The organism is Vibrio sp. PNB23_22_6 (assembly GCF_052877535.1).
On the sequence record NZ_JBNFXP010000025.1, the window covers coordinates 1 to 16,583 of the forward strand.

General features: G+C 45.9%; 15 protein-coding genes and 3 tRNA genes. 1 reads left to right on the top strand and 17 read right to left on the bottom strand.

The features are described from left to right. Nucleotides 1-158: 158 nt before the first annotated feature. The 9 genes from ACVA54_RS16435 to pncC form a co-directional block, all read right to left on the bottom strand. Nucleotides 159-250, bottom strand: a tRNA-Ser gene (locus ACVA54_RS16435). Nucleotides 251-279: 29 nt separating this feature from the next. Then, nucleotides 280-356 (bottom strand) — tRNA-Arg (locus ACVA54_RS16440). A 31-nt stretch (nucleotides 357-387) separates the two neighbouring features. Beyond that, nucleotides 388-479: transfer RNA gene (locus ACVA54_RS16445), tRNA-Ser, on the bottom strand. Nucleotides 480-774: 295 nt separating this feature from the next. Next, nucleotides 775-972: a carbon storage regulator CsrA gene (csrA, locus tag ACVA54_RS16450; protein WP_004415691.1), complete on the bottom strand. Its 198-nt coding sequence runs from the start codon at nucleotides 970-972 to the stop codon at nucleotides 775-777. Between the two features lie 92 nt (nucleotides 973-1,064). Beyond that, on the bottom strand, nucleotides 1,065-2,252 hold the full coding sequence (locus tag ACVA54_RS16455; RefSeq protein ID WP_446596925.1) for an aspartate kinase: 1,188 nt from the start codon (nucleotides 2,250-2,252) through the stop codon (nucleotides 1,065-1,067). Between the two features lie 202 nt (nucleotides 2,253-2,454). Beyond that, nucleotides 2,455-5,037, bottom strand: coding sequence for an alanine--tRNA ligase (gene alaS, locus ACVA54_RS16460; RefSeq protein ID WP_446642637.1), 2,583 nt, complete (start codon nucleotides 5,035-5,037; stop codon nucleotides 2,455-2,457). 142 nt (nucleotides 5,038-5,179) lie between these two features. Then, complete coding sequence (recX, locus tag ACVA54_RS16465; RefSeq protein WP_099080748.1) at nucleotides 5,180-5,647, bottom strand: recombination regulator RecX; 468 nt, start codon at nucleotides 5,645-5,647, stop codon at nucleotides 5,180-5,182. A 207-nt stretch (nucleotides 5,648-5,854) separates the two neighbouring features. Then, entirely contained in the window at nucleotides 5,855-6,898 is a 1,044-nt protein-coding gene (recA, locus tag ACVA54_RS16470; RefSeq protein WP_099080747.1) for a recombinase RecA, read from the bottom strand. Nucleotides 6,899-7,099: 201 nt separating this feature from the next. After that, nucleotides 7,100-7,582, bottom strand: coding sequence for a nicotinamide-nucleotide amidase (gene pncC / locus ACVA54_RS16475; protein WP_099080746.1), 483 nt, complete (start codon nucleotides 7,580-7,582; stop codon nucleotides 7,100-7,102). An 85-nt stretch (nucleotides 7,583-7,667) separates the two neighbouring features. Between pncC and mutS the strand changes: the two genes are divergently transcribed. Next, nucleotides 7,668-10,229, top strand: coding sequence for a DNA mismatch repair protein MutS (gene mutS, locus ACVA54_RS16480; RefSeq protein WP_119463561.1), 2,562 nt, complete (start codon nucleotides 7,668-7,670; stop codon nucleotides 10,227-10,229). Nucleotides 10,230-10,313: 84 nt separating this feature from the next. On the opposite strand, the gene rpoS is transcribed toward mutS, so the two are convergent. The 8 genes from rpoS to ftsB all read right to left on the bottom strand — a co-directional run bounded on the left by rpoS (nucleotide 10,314) and on the right by ftsB (nucleotide 16,291). Beyond that, nucleotides 10,314-11,300, bottom strand: a complete 987-nt coding sequence (gene rpoS, locus ACVA54_RS16485) for an RNA polymerase sigma factor RpoS (protein WP_099080744.1) — start codon at nucleotides 11,298-11,300, stop codon at nucleotides 10,314-10,316. An 80-nt stretch (nucleotides 11,301-11,380) separates the two neighbouring features. After that, entirely contained in the window at nucleotides 11,381-12,304 is a 924-nt protein-coding gene (locus ACVA54_RS16490; RefSeq protein ID WP_099080743.1) for a peptidoglycan DD-metalloendopeptidase family protein, read from the bottom strand. A 14-nt stretch (nucleotides 12,305-12,318) separates the two neighbouring features. Next, the gene (locus ACVA54_RS16495) at nucleotides 12,319-12,945 is read right to left on the bottom strand and encodes a protein-L-isoaspartate(D-aspartate) O-methyltransferase (RefSeq protein WP_099080742.1); all 627 of its coding nucleotides are present in this window, start codon (nucleotides 12,943-12,945) and stop codon (nucleotides 12,319-12,321) included. Then, on the bottom strand, nucleotides 12,945-13,721 hold the full coding sequence (surE, locus tag ACVA54_RS16500; RefSeq protein WP_099080741.1) for a 5'/3'-nucleotidase SurE: 777 nt from the start codon (nucleotides 13,719-13,721) through the stop codon (nucleotides 12,945-12,947). Before surE ends, ACVA54_RS16495 begins: the two co-directional genes overlap by 1 nt. Next, a complete protein-coding gene (gene truD, locus ACVA54_RS16505; RefSeq protein ID WP_099080740.1) occupies nucleotides 13,721-14,764 on the bottom strand; it encodes a tRNA pseudouridine(13) synthase TruD in 1,044 nt (347 codons plus the stop codon). The genes surE and truD overlap by 1 nt, the downstream gene beginning before the upstream one ends. 45 nt (nucleotides 14,765-14,809) lie before the next feature. Next, on the bottom strand, nucleotides 14,810-15,286 hold the full coding sequence (gene ispF, locus ACVA54_RS16510; protein ID WP_446649759.1) for a 2-C-methyl-D-erythritol 2,4-cyclodiphosphate synthase: 477 nt from the start codon (nucleotides 15,284-15,286) through the stop codon (nucleotides 14,810-14,812). A gap of 17 nt (nucleotides 15,287-15,303) precedes the next feature. Then, nucleotides 15,304-16,008: a 2-C-methyl-D-erythritol 4-phosphate cytidylyltransferase gene (gene ispD / locus ACVA54_RS16515; RefSeq protein WP_099080738.1), complete on the bottom strand. Its 705-nt coding sequence runs from the start codon at nucleotides 16,006-16,008 to the stop codon at nucleotides 15,304-15,306. A 1-nt stretch (nucleotide 16,009) separates the two neighbouring features. Continuing rightward, nucleotides 16,010-16,291: a cell division protein FtsB gene (ftsB, locus tag ACVA54_RS16520; protein WP_099080737.1), complete on the bottom strand. Its 282-nt coding sequence runs from the start codon at nucleotides 16,289-16,291 to the stop codon at nucleotides 16,010-16,012. Nucleotides 16,292-16,583 lie beyond the last annotated feature (292 nt).

Below are 16,583 nucleotides of genomic sequence, written 5' to 3' on the forward strand. Positions count from 1 at the left end.
GTCCTGGAGGATTCGAACCTCCGACCGCCTGGTTCGTAGCCAGGTACTCTATCCAGCTGAGCTAAGGACGCGCAGTTCTTCTTGCTAAAGAAGCTGTGAAACAAGTCACATTTTATTTCTTACGAAACAAAAAAAAGGCCAATCGGCCAGTCAATGAATGGCGGTGAAGGAGGGATTCGAACCCTCGATACGGGATAAACCGTATACTCCCTTAGCAGGGGAGCGCCTTCAGCCTCTCGGCCACCTCACCGTTTTCATTGTTATATCTCCGAGGAGATATGGCGCGTCCTGGAGGATTCGAACCTCCGACCGCCTGGTTCGTAGCCAGGTACTCTATCCAGCTGAGCTAAGGACGCACTTTTTGTTGATTTCTCAACGTTGCAAGAATGGCGGTGAAGGAGGGATTCGAACCCTCGATACGGGATAAACCGTATACTCCCTTAGCAGGGGAGCGCCTTCAGCCTCTCGGCCACCTCACCGTCTTGCGGAGGCACATATTACGTTTTACCGAAAATATGTCAAACACTTTCTTTAAAAAAAAACGCAAAAAACGTTTAAGCGGTGCGGATTTAATCAAAGCGATCGTTAAATGAACTTTACCACTCTATTATGATGAAAAAAAGAGACTACTCTCTTAAAAAAATACATTTATATCCAGTTCGCTCGCGATGGTTGATTTCGCGCTCAGTCACTTAGATATATGGCACAAACTAAAAAGGCTAGCCCGTAGGCTAGCCTTTTCCATTCAAACTAAGTTCTGTAAACAGGAGCGACTTAGTAGTTGCCTGAAGCAACGTTGCCATTGCCTTTTTCAGCTTGAATGCGCATGTAGATTTCTTCACGGTGAACAGAAACCTCTTTCGGAGCGTTAACGCCGATACGTACTTGGTTACCTTTAACACCTAGTACAGTCACAGTCACTTCATCACCAATCATAAGTGTTTCGCCTACACGGCGAGTCAAAATTAGCATTCTTTGCTCCTTGAGTAATCTCTAAATTTTCTTGCTACAAAGCTATTATCCAACAAAAGTTATATTTTCGTAAACTATCTTGTTGCCGAAAATTAGCCTAAAAAGGCATGTTTTTGCTGAATGCTCAATACTTCGCTGGATGTAACGTAAGCTTCATGAAGAATGTTTGCTGCCACATCAATACTCTCAGGGAGTAAGACTAGCATCATTGAGAGAGCATCGGTTGAACAGAAATGGGTTGAAATATCCTTTCCTGCCAACAAACTAACAGCATGCTCCACCATTCCACTGGCTTCGAGCCCTACTGCGGTCAATAGACTTACTTCTTCACTATTACGGATTTTATCGCTGAACACCAGTTCCAACTTGGCACATGCATCTTGTTTTATCATGATACCTGTTCTTTCTGTTTCCTCGATCACATTCCAAATGTCGATACCCAACATCTGACATTGCTTTGTAGCACTCGATAAATGTTCTTTATCCACTTCAATAATGGCAAGATCTCGTTGAATAGCAATACCCGAGACGGCTTGATTGCCTAAGTCTCCTTTAACCAAGCTGCCTTCATTCAAATCGAATGTTGAAAGCACGCGTAGCGGAACATTATGCTTCCATGCATATTGCACAGAAGGTAAATGCAACACTTTCGCACCTCGACTCGCCATCGCTTCCATTGAAGGAAAATCGATCACGTCGATCTTGCGAGCATTTTTTACTACACGCGGGTCACAAGTATAAATGCCATCAACGTCGGTAAAAATCTGACACTCGTCTGCGTTTAACGCACCAGCTAATGTCACTGCACTCGTATCAGAGCCACCTCGACCTAATGTGGTGATATCCCCATTTTCGTTCACACCTTGAAAACCTGCCACGATAACGATTTGATCTTGCTCTAAAAAACCCATAATCGTAGTAGTATCAATGTGTTTAATCGTCGCGTCATTGTGTTGATTATCCGTCACAATGTTCGCTTGTGTTCCGGTAAGTGAGCGCGCGGCATAACCCAATTTATTAAGTGTCATTGCCAGTAGTGCCATCGACACTTGCTCACCAGCAGAGAGCAAAACATCAAGTTCTCGAGCCGTTGGAACGCTATCAACTTGTTTAGCGAGATCCATTAGTCGGTTTGTCTCGCCTGACATCGCAGACACAACAACGACAACTTGATTACCATCATTTTTCGCCTTAATGATGTGTTCAGCTACCTGATATATTCTCTCAATTGAGCCTACCGAGGTTCCACCAAACTTTTGCACGATAAGGGGCTTTTTCACCAGTCTTCACCTTCCCAAGACCAAAGTTTCATTAGGACCACTTGTATTTTATTCGTTGAAAATTATATAAGCGGTAGTTACAACAAAACCAAGTCGCTCAAATAACTTGGTCAAAATACGGTCAATTAAACCACTTGGTTGCCATAAAAAAATTACGCCCAATCAAAGAACATTGATTGAGCGTAATTCATTTTATAAATAATTATAGGCGTTCTTCTAGCCAAGGTTGTACAGACTGAATTGCTTCAGGCAGCGCAGCAACGTCTGTACCACCAGCTTGAGCCATGTCTGGACGACCACCGCCTTTACCGCCAACTTGCTCAGCAACCATCTTAACGAGGTCACCCGCTTTTACTTTGCCGATAAGGTCTTTCGTCACACCTGCAATTAGGCCAATTTTGTCATCATTCACGTTAGCAAGAAGGATAACGCCGCTGCCTACTTGGTTTTTGATGTCATCAACCATAGTACGTAGATTCTTGTTATCCGCGCCTTCTAGCGCAGCAATCAGTACTTTTGTACCATTAATGTCCTGAACCTTACCCATGATGTTTGCACTTTCTGCAGCAGCCATCTTGTCTTTCAGTTTCTGGATTTCTTTCTCTAGAGATTTCGCTTTCTGTGCTGATTCAGCCAGTTTCTCTTCGTACTTAGCCGCTTGAGCTTCGATTGCGTCTAGCGCACCTTCACCCGTTACCGCTTCGATACGACGAATGCCAGCCGCGATACCGCCTTCTGAAGTGATCTTGAATAGACCAATATCACCGGTGTTAGAAGCGTGGATACCACCACAAAGCTCAGTAGAGAAATCGCCCATAGATAGTACGCGAACTTCGTCATCGTACTTCTCACCAAACAGTGCCATTGCGCCTTTCTTCTTCGCAGACTCAATGTCCATCACGTTGGTTTCAATCGCGTGGTTACGACGAATTTGTGCGTTCACTAGACGCTCAACTTCTTTCAGTTCAGCGGCCGTTACTGCTTCTAGATGTGAGAAGTCGAAACGCAGGCCATCAGCTTTCACTAGCGAGCCCTTCTGCGTAACGTGCTCACCAAGCAATTGGCGAAGTGCTGCATGTAGCAAGTGCGTCGCTGAGTGGTTTAGAGAGATAGCGGCGCGACGCTCTGCGTCAACGATGGTTGCAACTTCGTCACCTTTTGCTAGAACGCCTTCTACCATGACACCGTGGTGTGCGATTGCGTTACCTAGTTTCTGAGTGTCTTCAACACGAAATACACCAGATTCCGTTCGGATTTCACCAGCGTCACCACATTGACCGCCTGACTCAGCGTAGAATGGTGTTTCACCAAGTACGATGATCGCTTTGTCGCCAGCAGACAGTGCATCTACTTCGTTGCCTTCAACGAACATTGCCGCGACTGAACTAGAGCCTTTCGTACCTGTGTAGCCGCAGAATTCTGTTTGCGTATCAACTTTGATTGCTGCGTTGTAGTCAGTACCGAAGTTACCTGCTTCACGCGCACGTTGACGCTGCTCTTCCATTGCTTTCTCGAAACCTTCTTCGTCGATCGCGAACTCACGCTCACGAGCCACATCGTTGGTTAAGTCAGCTGGGAATCCGTAAGTATCGTAGAGCTTGAATACTGTCTCGCCGTCTAGCACTTTACCGTCTAGGTTATCTAATGCTTCGTTTAGAATCGCCATACCGCGCTCAAGTGTGCGACCGAAGTTTTCTTCTTCGATACGCAGTACTTTTTCAACCACTGCTTGTTGACGCTTCAGCTCTTCGCCCGCAGTACCCATGATGTCTGCTAGTACACCAACCAGTTTGTGGAAGAATGCACCTTGTGCGCCCAGCTTGTTACCGTGACGAACGGCACGACGAATGATGCGGCGTAGAACATAACCACGGCCTTCATTTGAAGGCATAACGCCATCCACGATCAGGAATGAACATGAACGGATGTGGTCAGCGATAACGCGTAGCGATTGGTTCGATAGGTCTTCGTAACCGATCGTTTCAGCCGCTGCTTTGATCAACGCTTGGAATACATCGATTTCGTAGTTTGAGTGAACACCTTGCATGATCGCAGAGATGCGCTCGATACCCATACCCGTATCTACCGATGGTTTTGGAAGCGGTTCCATTGTGCCGTCTGCATGACGGTTGAACTGCATGAATACGTTGTTCCAGATCTCGATGAAACGGTCACCATCTTCTTCAGGTGTACCAGGACGGCCACCCCAGATGTGCTCACCGTGATCGTAGAAAATCTCGGTACATGGACCACAAGGACCAGTATCACCCATTTGCCAGAAGTTATCTGACTCGTATGGCTTACCACCTTTTTTGTCGCCAATGCGAATAATACGATCGGCAGGAATACCCACTTGCTTGTTCCAGATTTCAAATGCTTCGTCATCTGTCTCATAGACAGTAACAAGCAGGCGGTCTGCTGGTAGCTTTAGCGTTTCTGTTAAGAATTCCCAAGCAAATGCGATTGCATCTTCTTTGAAATAGTCACCAAAGCTAAAGTTGCCTAGCATTTCAAAGAACGTGTGGTGACGAGCGGTGAAACCAACGTTTTCCAGGTCATTGTGTTTACCACCAGCACGTACACAACGTTGAGCCGTAGTTGCTCGAGTGTAGGCGCGTTTTTCCAAGCCTAAGAAGCAATCTTTAAATTGGTTCATACCTGCGTTTGTGAACAGCAGTGTTGGGTCGTTATGTGGAACTAACGATGAACTTTCTACGATTTGGTGTCCTTTGCTTTCAAAGAACTTGAGGAACGCGTTACGAACCTCATCAGTGCTCATGTACATGCAGCTCTTCCTGAAAATAGTCGAGTTAGAATTTTGCAGTATTGTAGATCATGCAATCAGCTACGACTAGTTTTCTTGCGGAAAAGAGGGGGGAGAAGAAAAAATTTGAAGCAAAACAAAAATCAGGGTGTGGGATTCACCGCTAATCTTCATAATCAAAGCTTAGCGCATAACTTATTTGGTCAAAGTTATAGCCACGATATTGCATAAATCGCACCTGTTTAGCGTACTCTTTTTGGTCTTTGGCTTTGACTCCTTTGAATTTCTTTTCCGCCGCCATTCTTGCTCGTTCAAACCAGTCTTGTGGCTCTTCGGTCATCGCCATATCGATAATGGATTCCGCAATACGTTTTTGATTGAGCTCTTGACGAATACGACGTTCCCCATACCCTTTGTATACATGCTGTCGGATCTGGCTTTTGGCATAACGCAAATCGTCCAAATAGTGGTGGTCGAGGCAAAAATTAATAGCAGCTTCGATGTCCGCTTCTTCGTAACCTTTCAAAGCAAGTTTTTGGTAAAGCTCGTATTGCCCGTGATCACGACGGCTTAACAACTGTATGGCCGCTTCTTTACTCGACAACGTTGGCGCTTGACGCTTTTGGTACATAATGATCCTAAACGTGTTATTGCTGTACTATCTCGATACCAATCGTAATATATTACGCTTCACCCTAGCTTATTATGACGCTAGTTCTGCTTTCTGAATTGCTGTGATTGGTATTGCTCAGCTCTTTGTTTTATTTGGTTTTGATTTCAGCAAATACAACAAAGCCCCGCATAGCAGGGCCTTGTTTTGATTTATTTAATCAGAAGATTAAAACTCTTCTTCTTGCTCAGGCTTCTCGCTAGACTCTGGCGCTTCTAGCAAAGCTGGTGATAATAGCATTTCACGAAGCTTAATATCGATGGTCTTACCCACTTCTGGGTTTTCGCGTAGATAGTTACAAGCGTTCGCTTTACCTTGACCAATCTTGTCACCATTGTAGCTGTACCAAGCACCTGCTTTTTCAACTAGTTTGTGCTTCACGCCTAGGTCAATCAGTTCACCTTCACGGTTGAAACCTTGACCGTACATGATTTGTGTATTTGCTTCTTTAAACGGTGCTGCAATCTTGTTCTTAACGACTTTGATGCGCGTTTCGTTACCGACAACCTCATCGCCCTCTTTGATTGCACCAGTACGGCGAATATCTAGACGAACAGAAGCGTAGAACTTAAGCGCGTTACCACCCGTTGTAGTCTCAGGGTTACCGAACATCACACCAATCTTCATACGGATTTGGTTGATGAAGATACACATACAGTTAGACTGCTTTAGGTTACCTGTTAGTTTACGCATTGCTTGAGAAAGCATACGCGCCTGCAAGCCCATGTGGCTATCGCCCATTTCGCCTTCGATTTCTGCTTTAGGTGTTAATGCTGCAACTGAGTCGATAACCATGACATCAATCGCGCCAGAACGTGCAAGTGCATCACAGATCTCTAACGCTTGCTCACCCGTATCTGGCTGAGAAACCAATAGCGCATCGATATCAACACCCAGTTTCTTCGCGTATACCGGGTCTAGTGCATGCTCAGCATCGATAAACGCACATGTTTTACCTTCACGCTGTGCTGCTGCGATAAGCTCTAGTGTTAGCGTTGTTTTACCTGAAGATTCTGGACCGTAGATTTCTACGATACGGCCCATAGGTAAGCCACCAGCACCCAAAGCGATATCAAGAGAAAGAGAACCTGTTGAGATGGTTTCTACGTCCATTGCGCGGTTATCACCAAGGCGCATGATAGAGCCTTTACCGAATTGCTTTTCAATTTGACCTAGCGCAGCGGCGAGCGCCTTTTGTTTGTTCTCGTCCATTACTTTCTCCGATTTATTCATCTTCTTTGGGCGACGAATAGTAATTCATTTTTCATAAGCAGGAAAACTGCTCAGCAATGAAAGTTATTATACTGTTGATTCATACAGTGTCTATACCTGTATAAAAAAAATTTGGTCTGCTCAATAGAGCGACTTGCTCTAGCCCTTATCAAATCTGGGCTAACGCTGTTCGAAGAAATTTCAGATTAAATGTTGCTGCAATTGAGTAAGTGCATGAATCACCGCCTGCTCACGCACCTCGGCACGATCGCCAGCAAAATGCATCGTCTCAACCTGCAACCAATCTTGGGTATCTGCAAACGCGAAACAGACCGTACCAACCGGTTTTTCTTGGCTACCACCGCTAGGCCCAGCAATGCCACTGATCGACACACCGATGGTGGCGTTGGAGTGTTTCAATGCGCCTTGCACCATTTCAATCACAACCGGTTCGCTGACGGCACCATAGGATTCTAACGTGGTGGCTTGCACCCCAAGCATCTCCATTTTTGCTTCGTTACTGTAGGTGACAAACGCGCGATCCAACCAAGCAGAGCTGCCTGCAATGTCAGTGATAGCGGTAGCGACACCACCTCCCGTACAGGATTCCGCCGTTGTCATCATATGCCCATGCTTCGCTAATAGTGCTCCTAAATCAGCACTCAATTTTGATGTTTGTTCCATGGTCAAAAATGCCCTTTGTCTCTTTTTACTTGATCGGGATTCACGTATCCTAAGTCGCTACGGAAATAAACTAAAGATCTTACCTGTGAAAGCTGAACAAAAACACACTCCGATGATGCAGCAATACCTCAAGCTTAAAGCTGAGAACCCAGAAATTTTGCTGTTCTACCGCATGGGCGACTTCTACGAACTCTTCTACGATGATGCCAAACGCGCATCCCAACTGCTTGATATTTCGTTGACTAAACGCGGTGCATCAGCAGGAGAGCCAATCCCGATGGCTGGCGTTCCATACCATGCTGTAGAAGGTTATTTAGCCAAACTCGTTCAGCTTGGTGAGTCTGTCGCAATCTGTGAGCAAATTGGCGACCCGGCTACCAGTAAAGGTCCGGTCGAGCGCAAAGTGGTGCGTATTGTTACACCGGGGACAGTGACCGATGAAGCGTTACTGTCTGAGCGTATTGATAACCTAATTGCCGCCATATACTCCCACAACGGTAAGTTTGGTTATGCGACTTTGGATGTAACTTCAGGACGTTTCCAGTTGGTTGAACCCGAAACTGAAGAGGCGATGGCCGCAGAACTACAACGGACTGCGCCACGCGAGTTACTATTCCCAGAAGACTTTGAATCTGTCCATTTGATGTCAAGCCGCAATGGTAATCGCCGTCGCCCTGTGTGGGAATTTGAGCTGGATACTGCTAAGCAACAACTCAATCAACAATTCGGCACTCGCGATCTCGTTGGCTTTGGTGTAGAACACGCAACGCTAGGTCTGTGCGCTGCAGGCTGTTTGATCCAATACGTAAAAGACACTCAACGTACTGCCCTACCACACATTCGCTCGCTCACTTATGATCGTCAAGACCATTCCGTTATCTTGGATGCGGCAACGCGTCGTAACCTAGAACTGACACAAAACCTTTCTGGCGGCACCGACAACACATTGGCGGAAATACTGGATCACTGCTCCACTCCGATGGGCAGCCGTATGCTAAAACGTTGGTTACACCAGCCAATGCGCTGCGTTGATACATTAAACCATCGCCTAGATGCCATTGGTGAAATCAAGGATCAAAGCCTGTTCACCGACATTCAACCCATCTTTAAACAGATCGGCGATATCGAGCGTATCCTGGCTCGTTTGGCACTTCGATCGGCACGCCCACGCGATATGGCTCGCCTGCGTCATGCGATGCAACAATTACCAGAACTGGAATCAGTCACTTCCTCTCTCGCTCATCCATACCTCACGAAGCTGGCTCAGTTTGCTGCACCAATGGATGATGTATGTGATTTGCTAGAACGCGCGATCAAAGAAAACCCACCAGTGGTGATTCGTGATGGCGGCGTAATCGCAGAAGGTTATGATACTGAGCTTGATGAGTGGCGCAAACTGGCAGATGGTGCCACTGAATACCTAGAGAAGTTAGAAGCTGATGAGCGTGAGCGTCACGGTATCGATACACTAAAAGTTGGCTACAACGCCGTACACGGTTTCTTCATTCAGGTGAGCCGTGGTCAAAGTCACCTTGTACCACCGCATTATGTGCGTCGCCAAACACTAAAAAATGCGGAACGTTACATCATTCCTGAGCTAAAAGAGCACGAAGACAAGGTACTGAATTCAAAGTCGAAAGCGCTCGCGGTAGAGAAAAAACTGTGGGAAGAACTGTTTGATTTATTGATGCCAAACCTTGAGAAAATGCAAAACCTTGCCTCAGCGATTTCTCAATTGGATGTCCTACAAAACTTAGCTGAGCGTGCAGATACTCTGGATTACTGCCGACCATCGTTGGATAAAGAAGCAGGTATTCGTATCCAAGCAGGTCGTCATCCAGTGGTTGAGCAAGTCACCAGCGAACCATTTATTGCTAACCCAATTGAGCTCAGTTCAAACCGTAAGATGCTGATCATCACCGGCCCAAACATGGGCGGTAAGTCGACCTACATGCGCCAAACGGCATTAATTGCGCTGATGGCCCACATCGGCTCTTACGTACCGGCAGAATCGGCTCATATTGGGTCATTGGACCGCATCTTCACCCGTATCGGTGCCTCTGACGATCTCGCCTCGGGTCGTTCAACCTTCATGGTCGAAATGACCGAGACTGCGAACATTCTGCACAATGCAACGAAGAACAGTTTGGTGCTGATGGATGAAATCGGACGCGGCACCAGTACTTACGATGGCCTTTCTTTAGCATGGGCAAGCGCCGAATGGCTGGCAACACAAATTGGTGCGATGACGCTATTTGCTACGCACTACTTCGAACTGACAGAACTACCAAACCAATTGCCGAACCTTGCTAACGTTCACCTTGATGCGGTTGAACATGGTGACAGCATTGCGTTTATGCACGCCGTTCAAGAAGGCGCGGCAAGTAAATCCTACGGTTTAGCAGTAGCAGGGTTGGCCGGCGTACCAAAATCTGTGATCAAAAATGCACGTATGAAGCTCTCTCAGCTTGAGCAATTAGGTCAAGGAAGTGATGGTCCTCGCCCCACTACGGTGGATGTAGCGAACCAGCTTAGCCTTATTCCTGAACCAAGCGATGTGGAACAAGCATTGTCTAATATTGATCCAGATGACCTGACCCCTCGTCAGGCATTAGAAGAGCTTTACCGCTTGAAGAAGATGCTCTAGCTCCAATACTTATCTCTTAGATGAAAAAACGCAAAAAGGCTATGGGGTCACCATAACCTTTTTGTTTTTCTTATAAAATCAGAACTAGTCGTCTTCTACGTTGAACAAGTTTTCCATGTTCAGACCCTGTTTAATCAAGATCTCACGTAAGCGACGTAAACCTTCAACTTGAATCTGACGAACGCGTTCACGAGTCAAACCAATTTCACGCCCCACCTCTTCTAGCGTTGATGGCTCATAACCAAGCAAACCAAAACGTCGTGCAAGCACTTCTTTCTGCTTAGGGTTTAGCTCTTCTAACCAGTGAATCAACGATGACTTGATATCGTCATCTTGAGTTGATACCTCAGGATCGGAATTGTTTGCGTCCGGAATAATATCCAGTAGTGCTTTTTCACCATCTCCACCTATCGGTGTATCGACAGAGCTAATACGCTCATTAAGACGTAGCATCTTACTCACGTCTTCAACTGGGATATCTAACTGAGACGCGATCTCTTCAGCTGTTGGTTCATGATCGAGCTTTTGAGAAAGTTCACGCGCAGTACGCAGATAAATGTTCAGCTCTTTCACGACATGGATTGGCAAGCGGATGGTACGAGTTTGGTTCATCAACGCGCGCTCAATCGTTTGGCGAATCCACCACGTCGCATACGTTGAGAAACGAAAACCTCGCTCTGGGTCAAACTTCTCTACTGCACGGATCAGCCCTAGGTTCCCCTCTTCAATAAGATCAAGAAGAGCTAAACCACGATTACTGTATCGGCGAGAAATTTTGACAACCAAGCGCAAATTACTTTCAATCATACGCTTACGAGCGGCCTCATCACCACGAAGTGCGCGGCGTGCATAAAGCACTTCTTCTTCTGCAGTGAGTAGTGGAGAGAAACCAATTTCGCCCAGATACAGCTGTGTGGCATCTAAGCTCTTGCTGCTCGCATCTAATTCCTCACGAGCAACGGTTTTGGTTTTATTGGATGATGCTTTTTCAAGTTCTTTATCAACGCACTCTTCTGATGCATTGTTATATTCAAACTCATCAACTTTGGTTACTGTGTTGCTGATACTCATAACGCCTCCCCCTGGCGAGTTAGCAAGACATAACAACTCAATATGTCGCTAAATGATGTCGCAAGTTGTCTTTCAAAGTTTTAAGGCAAATAACGCTTTGGATTGACGGATTTACCTTGATAACGAATTTCAAAGTGCAATTTAACGGACTTAGCACCTGAGCTACCCATGGTCGCAATTTTTTGTCCACTCTTGACACTCTGTCCTTCAGAAACCAGCAGCCTATCGTTATGTGCGTATGCGCTTAAATAATTATCGTTATGCTTCACTATAATAAGATTGCCATAACCTCTTAGCGCATTACCAGAATAAACCACAGTGCCTGGGGCGGTTGAAACAATTGACTGACCTCGCTGCCCTGCGATATCGATGCCTTTATTTCCCTGTTCACCCGCCGAAAAATTCTTAATTACTCTCCCTTTTGTTGGCCACAACCACTTAGATACTTTGTCATTCTTCGCAGTGGTTACTGGCGGCTTTGGCTTGATATTTTGGTTAACTTTTGTACCAACATACTCCTTTGGTTTTGATTGTTCAACCTTCTTAGGCGGCGTTTTTTTTGCAACCTGAGTGGAAGTATTGATTGGCTTTTGATTAGAGTTTTTACTTGATTTTTGCGGTTTTGAGACTGTTGATGGTTTCGTCACTGGCGTAGGTGTCTTTGCAACTACTGGAACCACAACAGGTTCTACTTTATGGCCAAATTTGGGGGCGACATATTTTGGAGCCCAAAGTTTTAACCTTTGTCCTGGGAAAATGGTATAGGGTGCAGCCAGTTCATTGTAACGAACTAGATCATTTACATCTTTATCTGTGACATAGGCTATAAAATAAAGTGTATCACCATTCTTTACTTCATAATAACTACCTCTATAGCTGCCTCGGTCAACGCTAGAATAGTCCTTATTTAGGCTGGAAACAGGCGCAGGAATATGAGCCGCACAACCCACCAGTCCCACAGCTAACAGACAGCTAATACCAAAACGACATAACAACCTATTCACCTAGTCTTCAACCCTTAAGCCAAATCACCAGCAACTAATGGCACAAACCTAACCATCTCAACCACGGTTGATAGGTACTGTTCGCCTTTTCGCTCTATTTTTAATAACTGTTGTTCATCTTCACCGACAGGAATGACCATCTTGCCACCATCTTTTAGCTGCGTTAGAAGCGCTTGAGGGATCGCCTCCGCCGCCGCTGTAACAATAATCGCATCAAATGGGCCTTTTGCTTCCCATCCAAGCCAGCCATCACCATGTTTGGTCGATACATTATAAATATCAAGTTGCTTCAGACGACGTTTAGCGCCCCATTGCAGAGATTTAATGCGTTCAACGGAATAAACATGATCAACGATTTGAGCAAGCACTGCGGTTTGATAACCAGAACCCGTACCGATTTCTAGTACATTACTGTCTGACTTTAGATCTAACAGCTCTGTCATTTTAGCAACGATGTAAGGTTGAGAAATGGTTTGCCCCTGACCAATCGGCAACGCATTGTTATCGTAGGCTTGATGCATCATCGCTTGCGACACAAAACTTTCCCGTGGTAAACGATAGATTACATCTAATACACGTTGATCACTGATGCCACTGGCGATAAGAAACGCTATCAACCTGTCAGCATGTGGGTTACTCATTACTTCTCTTCCTTTAACCAACTGGCCATCGCGCGTAGTGACTCATGAGCCGTGAGATCAACTTGCAATGGTGTGATTGAGACACGGCCATGTTCAATGGCATAAAAATCTGTGCCTTCTCCGGCATCTTGCTCTTTACCAGGAGGACCTAGCCAATAAATATCATTACCACGCGGATCTTTCTGCTTAATCATATTCTCAGCGTGATGGCGAGCACCTAGCCGAGTTACTTCAATCTCGCCCAGCTTGTCTAGCGGCAGATCAGGTACGTTCACGTTTAATAAGCGGTTGGTTGGAATGGGGAACGCCAAATGTTGCTCAACCAGTTTTCGCGCTATTTTTGCTGCAGAGTCAAAATTTTGTTTACCGACCAAAGAAAAGGCGACCGACTGAACGCCAAGGAAGTGCCCTTCCATTGCCGCTGCAACTGTCCCTGAGTACAACACATCGTCACCGAGGTTAGCACCATGATTAATACCAGTTAACAACAAATCTGGTAGGTCGCCTTTCATCAATTCATTCAATGCAAAGTGCACGCAGTCTGTCGGCGTCCCCTGCACAGAAAAAGTATCTGGCGCGATCTCTGTCACTCGCAGCGGCTGCTCAAGCGTCAGTGAATTAGATGCTCCAGAACGATTACGATCTGGGGCAACAATGGTCACTTGTGCAATCGCTTTAAGCTCTTTCGCGAGAGCGTGAATTCCCTGAGCATGAACGCCATCATCGTTACTCAGTAGAATTCTTAAGGGCTTTGCGTTTAGTGAATCCACTTCCATTAGTATTCTCTTTCTACTTTTTCCTCGATAACCAACTCACGAACAATAGATGTCGCAAAAGAGCCCGCATCCAGTGAGAAGGTCAATGTGATGTTATTGCCATCAACGGTCCAAGCCAAGTCTTTTGGTTTTAAAGCGATATCACGGCGATCATGACGCATGCGATTGCCACAAATCAACTTCATCAAATCGGGCTCATCATCCAAAAATGGCTGTTCTAAAGCTTGTGCTTGCGCTTGAGTTGGTAGATCATTATCGCCAGCCAGTGCTGCTGTAATGCTCACTCCCCCCTGCTCGAATTGCGCTTGAAGCTCAACAAGGTTACTTGCATCGACAACTTGAATGCCGGTTTCTGTCTGTGCAATATCACCTTCGATAAACTGATCAAATAACCCTTTTTCTAGACGCGCTGAAACGATACGATTAAAAATCCACGAACGCGCAGCAGATAAGTACATACTACGTTTATTTTGGTTGCGGGTACGGACGTTTTCACGGCCCCAACGACGAGCTTCGACGAGGTTATTACCATCGTTACCAAAACGTTGACTGCCAAAATAGTTCGGCACGCCCACTTGCTTCACTTTTTCAAGACGCTGTTCAACATCAGCCACATCGCTCACATCGGACAAAGTAACCGCAAACTCGTTACCTACTAAGTCACCAGGACGCAGCTTTTTGTTGTGTCGGTCTGTCGCTAGAATCTCAATACTTGGGTACTGCGCCAAAAACTCCGTGAAGTCTGGCGTCTCACCCTTTGGTAAGTGTACGCTTAACCACTGTTCGGTCACCGCGTGGCGATCTTTGAGCCCTGCCCAACTGACGTCTTTTGATTTAACGCCACAAGCTTTCGCCAATTCATTCGCGACGAAACTGGTGTTCTCTCCGGTTTTACGGATACGCACCATCAAGTGCTCGCCTTCCCCCGTAAAAGCAAAACCGAGATCTTCGCGAACCTGAAAATGCTCTGGTTGCGCTTTAATTTTTGCTGATGCAACTGGCTTACCGGTTAAGAAAGCCAATGAAGATAAAATGTCTGACATGATGTTTTTCCGCTGATATCACAGCTTAGAGGAGCAAATTGCTAGTTATTGCTTAAACAAAAGTACCACTGCTTCCGTTGCAATGCCTTCTTTGCGTCCAGTAAAACCGAGACGTTCTGTCGTGGTCGCTTTTACGTTAATGTAGCTAATGTTGGTTTCCAGGTCTTCGGCAATTGCCGCACACATGGCATCAATATAAGGCGCCATCTTTGGCGCTTGCGCCATGATAGTAATGTCCGCATTACCAAGTCGGTAGCCTTGTTCTTTTACAAGACGATACACGTCTTTCAACAGTTCACGGCTATCCGCCCCTTTCCATTTATCATCCGTATCAGGAAAGTGGCGGCCAATATCGCCTGCAGCGATAGCACCAAGTAAAGCGTCGCTTAATGCGTGCAAAGCGACATCACCATCTGAGTGTGCAATCAAGCCTTGCTCATAAGGTATGGCAACACCACCGATGATAACCGGGCCTTCTCCACCAAACTTGTGCACATCAAAACCGTGACCAATTCGAATCATTTTCTATCCTTTCTTTTCTAGCCGCGTTCACGGCGTAGATAAAACTCCGCTAAAGCAAGATCTTCTGGCTGAGTAATTTTTATATTGCTCGCATTGCCTTGAACTAAGGCCGGTGTTTCACCTCGCCACTCAAGAGCAGAAGCTTCATCGGTAATCGTGACGCCTTGCTGCAATGCGTCGGCCAGCGCTTGAGTCAGTTGCTGAGTTTTAAACATTTGTGGCGTTAGTGCGTGCCATAATGCCTCTCTGTCTACCGTATGATCAATATCTTGCGTTGAATTTGCACGCTTCATGGTATCTCTCACTGGTGACGCTAGAATACCGCCGATTTGGTGAGAACGGCAAACGTCAATCAAACGGTCAATATCAGTTATCGACACACAAGGTCTTGCCGCATCGTGAACCAATACCCACTCACTTTCAAGTTGGGTACTTACATAGTTTAGCCCCGATAGCACCGAGTCTGCCCTTTCTTTGCCACCCGCAATTCGAATAACGTCGGGATGTTGGGCAATCGATAATTCTGGGTAATAAGGATCACCATCTGTCACCGCAACCACAACCTTAGCAATTTTAGGATGAGAAAGGAGTTTCTCGACCGTATGCTCCAAGACGGCTTTACCGTCAATCATCAGATACTGCTTAGGGCGGTCTGCTTTCATTCGACTACCGACACCGGCTGCAGGCACGATTGCAACATGAGATGGCGCTGAATCTAACATTTTACTGATTTTCCTCACCAATAATGCGGTAGAAAGTTTCCCCTTCTTTGACTAGGCCAAGCTCATGACGCGCTCGCTCTTCAATCGCATCAAGACCTTGTCGTAAGTCATCAATTTCTGCGAACATCTCATTATTACGAGCTTGCAGCTTGCTGTTCACTTGTTGCTGAACTTCAATTTCATCTTTCACTGTGTAGTAGTCCGACACTCCATTTTTACCAAACCATAGAGTGTATTGAAGCCAGCCAAACAGTAACGTAAGGGCTATAACAAAGATTCGCATATCGCTGCTAACATTCTGTACCGGAAGGGATTAGATAAGAGGACATATATAGCATAAATGCGAGGTAGCCTCTAGGGGAGATGAAGATACTCACACGCTCCTTACAGGAAAAAAAGCCGCAAAATGAAACAAAGAGATTCTCTACCCTCTTCTTCGGCATTCAAAGAAATGACAAATAAAAGTTCGCGATACTCCTTTGAAGTCCGTTCTCGACTCTCGAAGAAAAGTGTTCCAAAAGGGCGAAGCCCGCGCCATTATATCAGATAAAAAAAACGCCCCACCGAAGTGGAGC

What these genes read in the sequence shown, in the direction of transcription:
- ACVA54_RS16495 (WP_099080742.1), bottom strand. Translation starts at nt 12,945, where the DNA reads ATGAGTAACCCACATGCTGACAGGTTGATAGCGTTTCTTATCGCCAGT.
- recA (WP_099080747.1), bottom strand. Translation starts at nt 6,898, where the DNA reads ATGGACGAGAACAAACAAAAGGCGCTCGCCGCTGCGCTAGGTCAAATT.
- alaS (WP_446642637.1), bottom strand. Translation starts at nt 5,037, where the DNA reads ATGTACATGAGCACTGATGAGGTTCGTAACGCGTTCCTCAAGTTCTTT.
- rpoS (WP_099080744.1), bottom strand. Translation starts at nt 11,300, where the DNA reads ATGAGTATCAGCAACACAGTAACCAAAGTTGATGAGTTTGAATATAAC.
- recX (WP_099080748.1), bottom strand. Translation starts at nt 5,647, where the DNA reads ATGTACCAAAAGCGTCAAGCGCCAACGTTGTCGAGTAAAGAAGCGGCC.
- surE (WP_099080741.1), bottom strand. Translation starts at nt 13,721, where the DNA reads ATGGAAGTGGATTCACTAAACGCAAAGCCCTTAAGAATTCTACTGAGT.
- ispD (WP_099080738.1), bottom strand. Translation starts at nt 16,008, where the DNA reads ATGTTAGATTCAGCGCCATCTCATGTTGCAATCGTGCCTGCAGCCGGT.
- ftsB (WP_099080737.1), bottom strand. Translation starts at nt 16,291, where the DNA reads ATGCGAATCTTTGTTATAGCCCTTACGTTACTGTTTGGCTGGCTTCAA.
- ispF (WP_446649759.1), bottom strand. Translation starts at nt 15,286, where the DNA reads ATGATTCGAATTGGTCACGGTTTTGATGTGCACAAGTTTGGTGGAGAA.
- truD (WP_099080740.1), bottom strand. Translation starts at nt 14,764, where the DNA reads ATGTCAGACATTTTATCTTCATTGGCTTTCTTAACCGGTAAGCCAGTT.
- csrA (WP_004415691.1), bottom strand. Translation starts at nt 972, where the DNA reads ATGCTAATTTTGACTCGCCGTGTAGGCGAAACACTTATGATTGGTGAT.
- pncC (WP_099080746.1), bottom strand. Translation starts at nt 7,582, where the DNA reads ATGGAACAAACATCAAAATTGAGTGCTGATTTAGGAGCACTATTAGCG.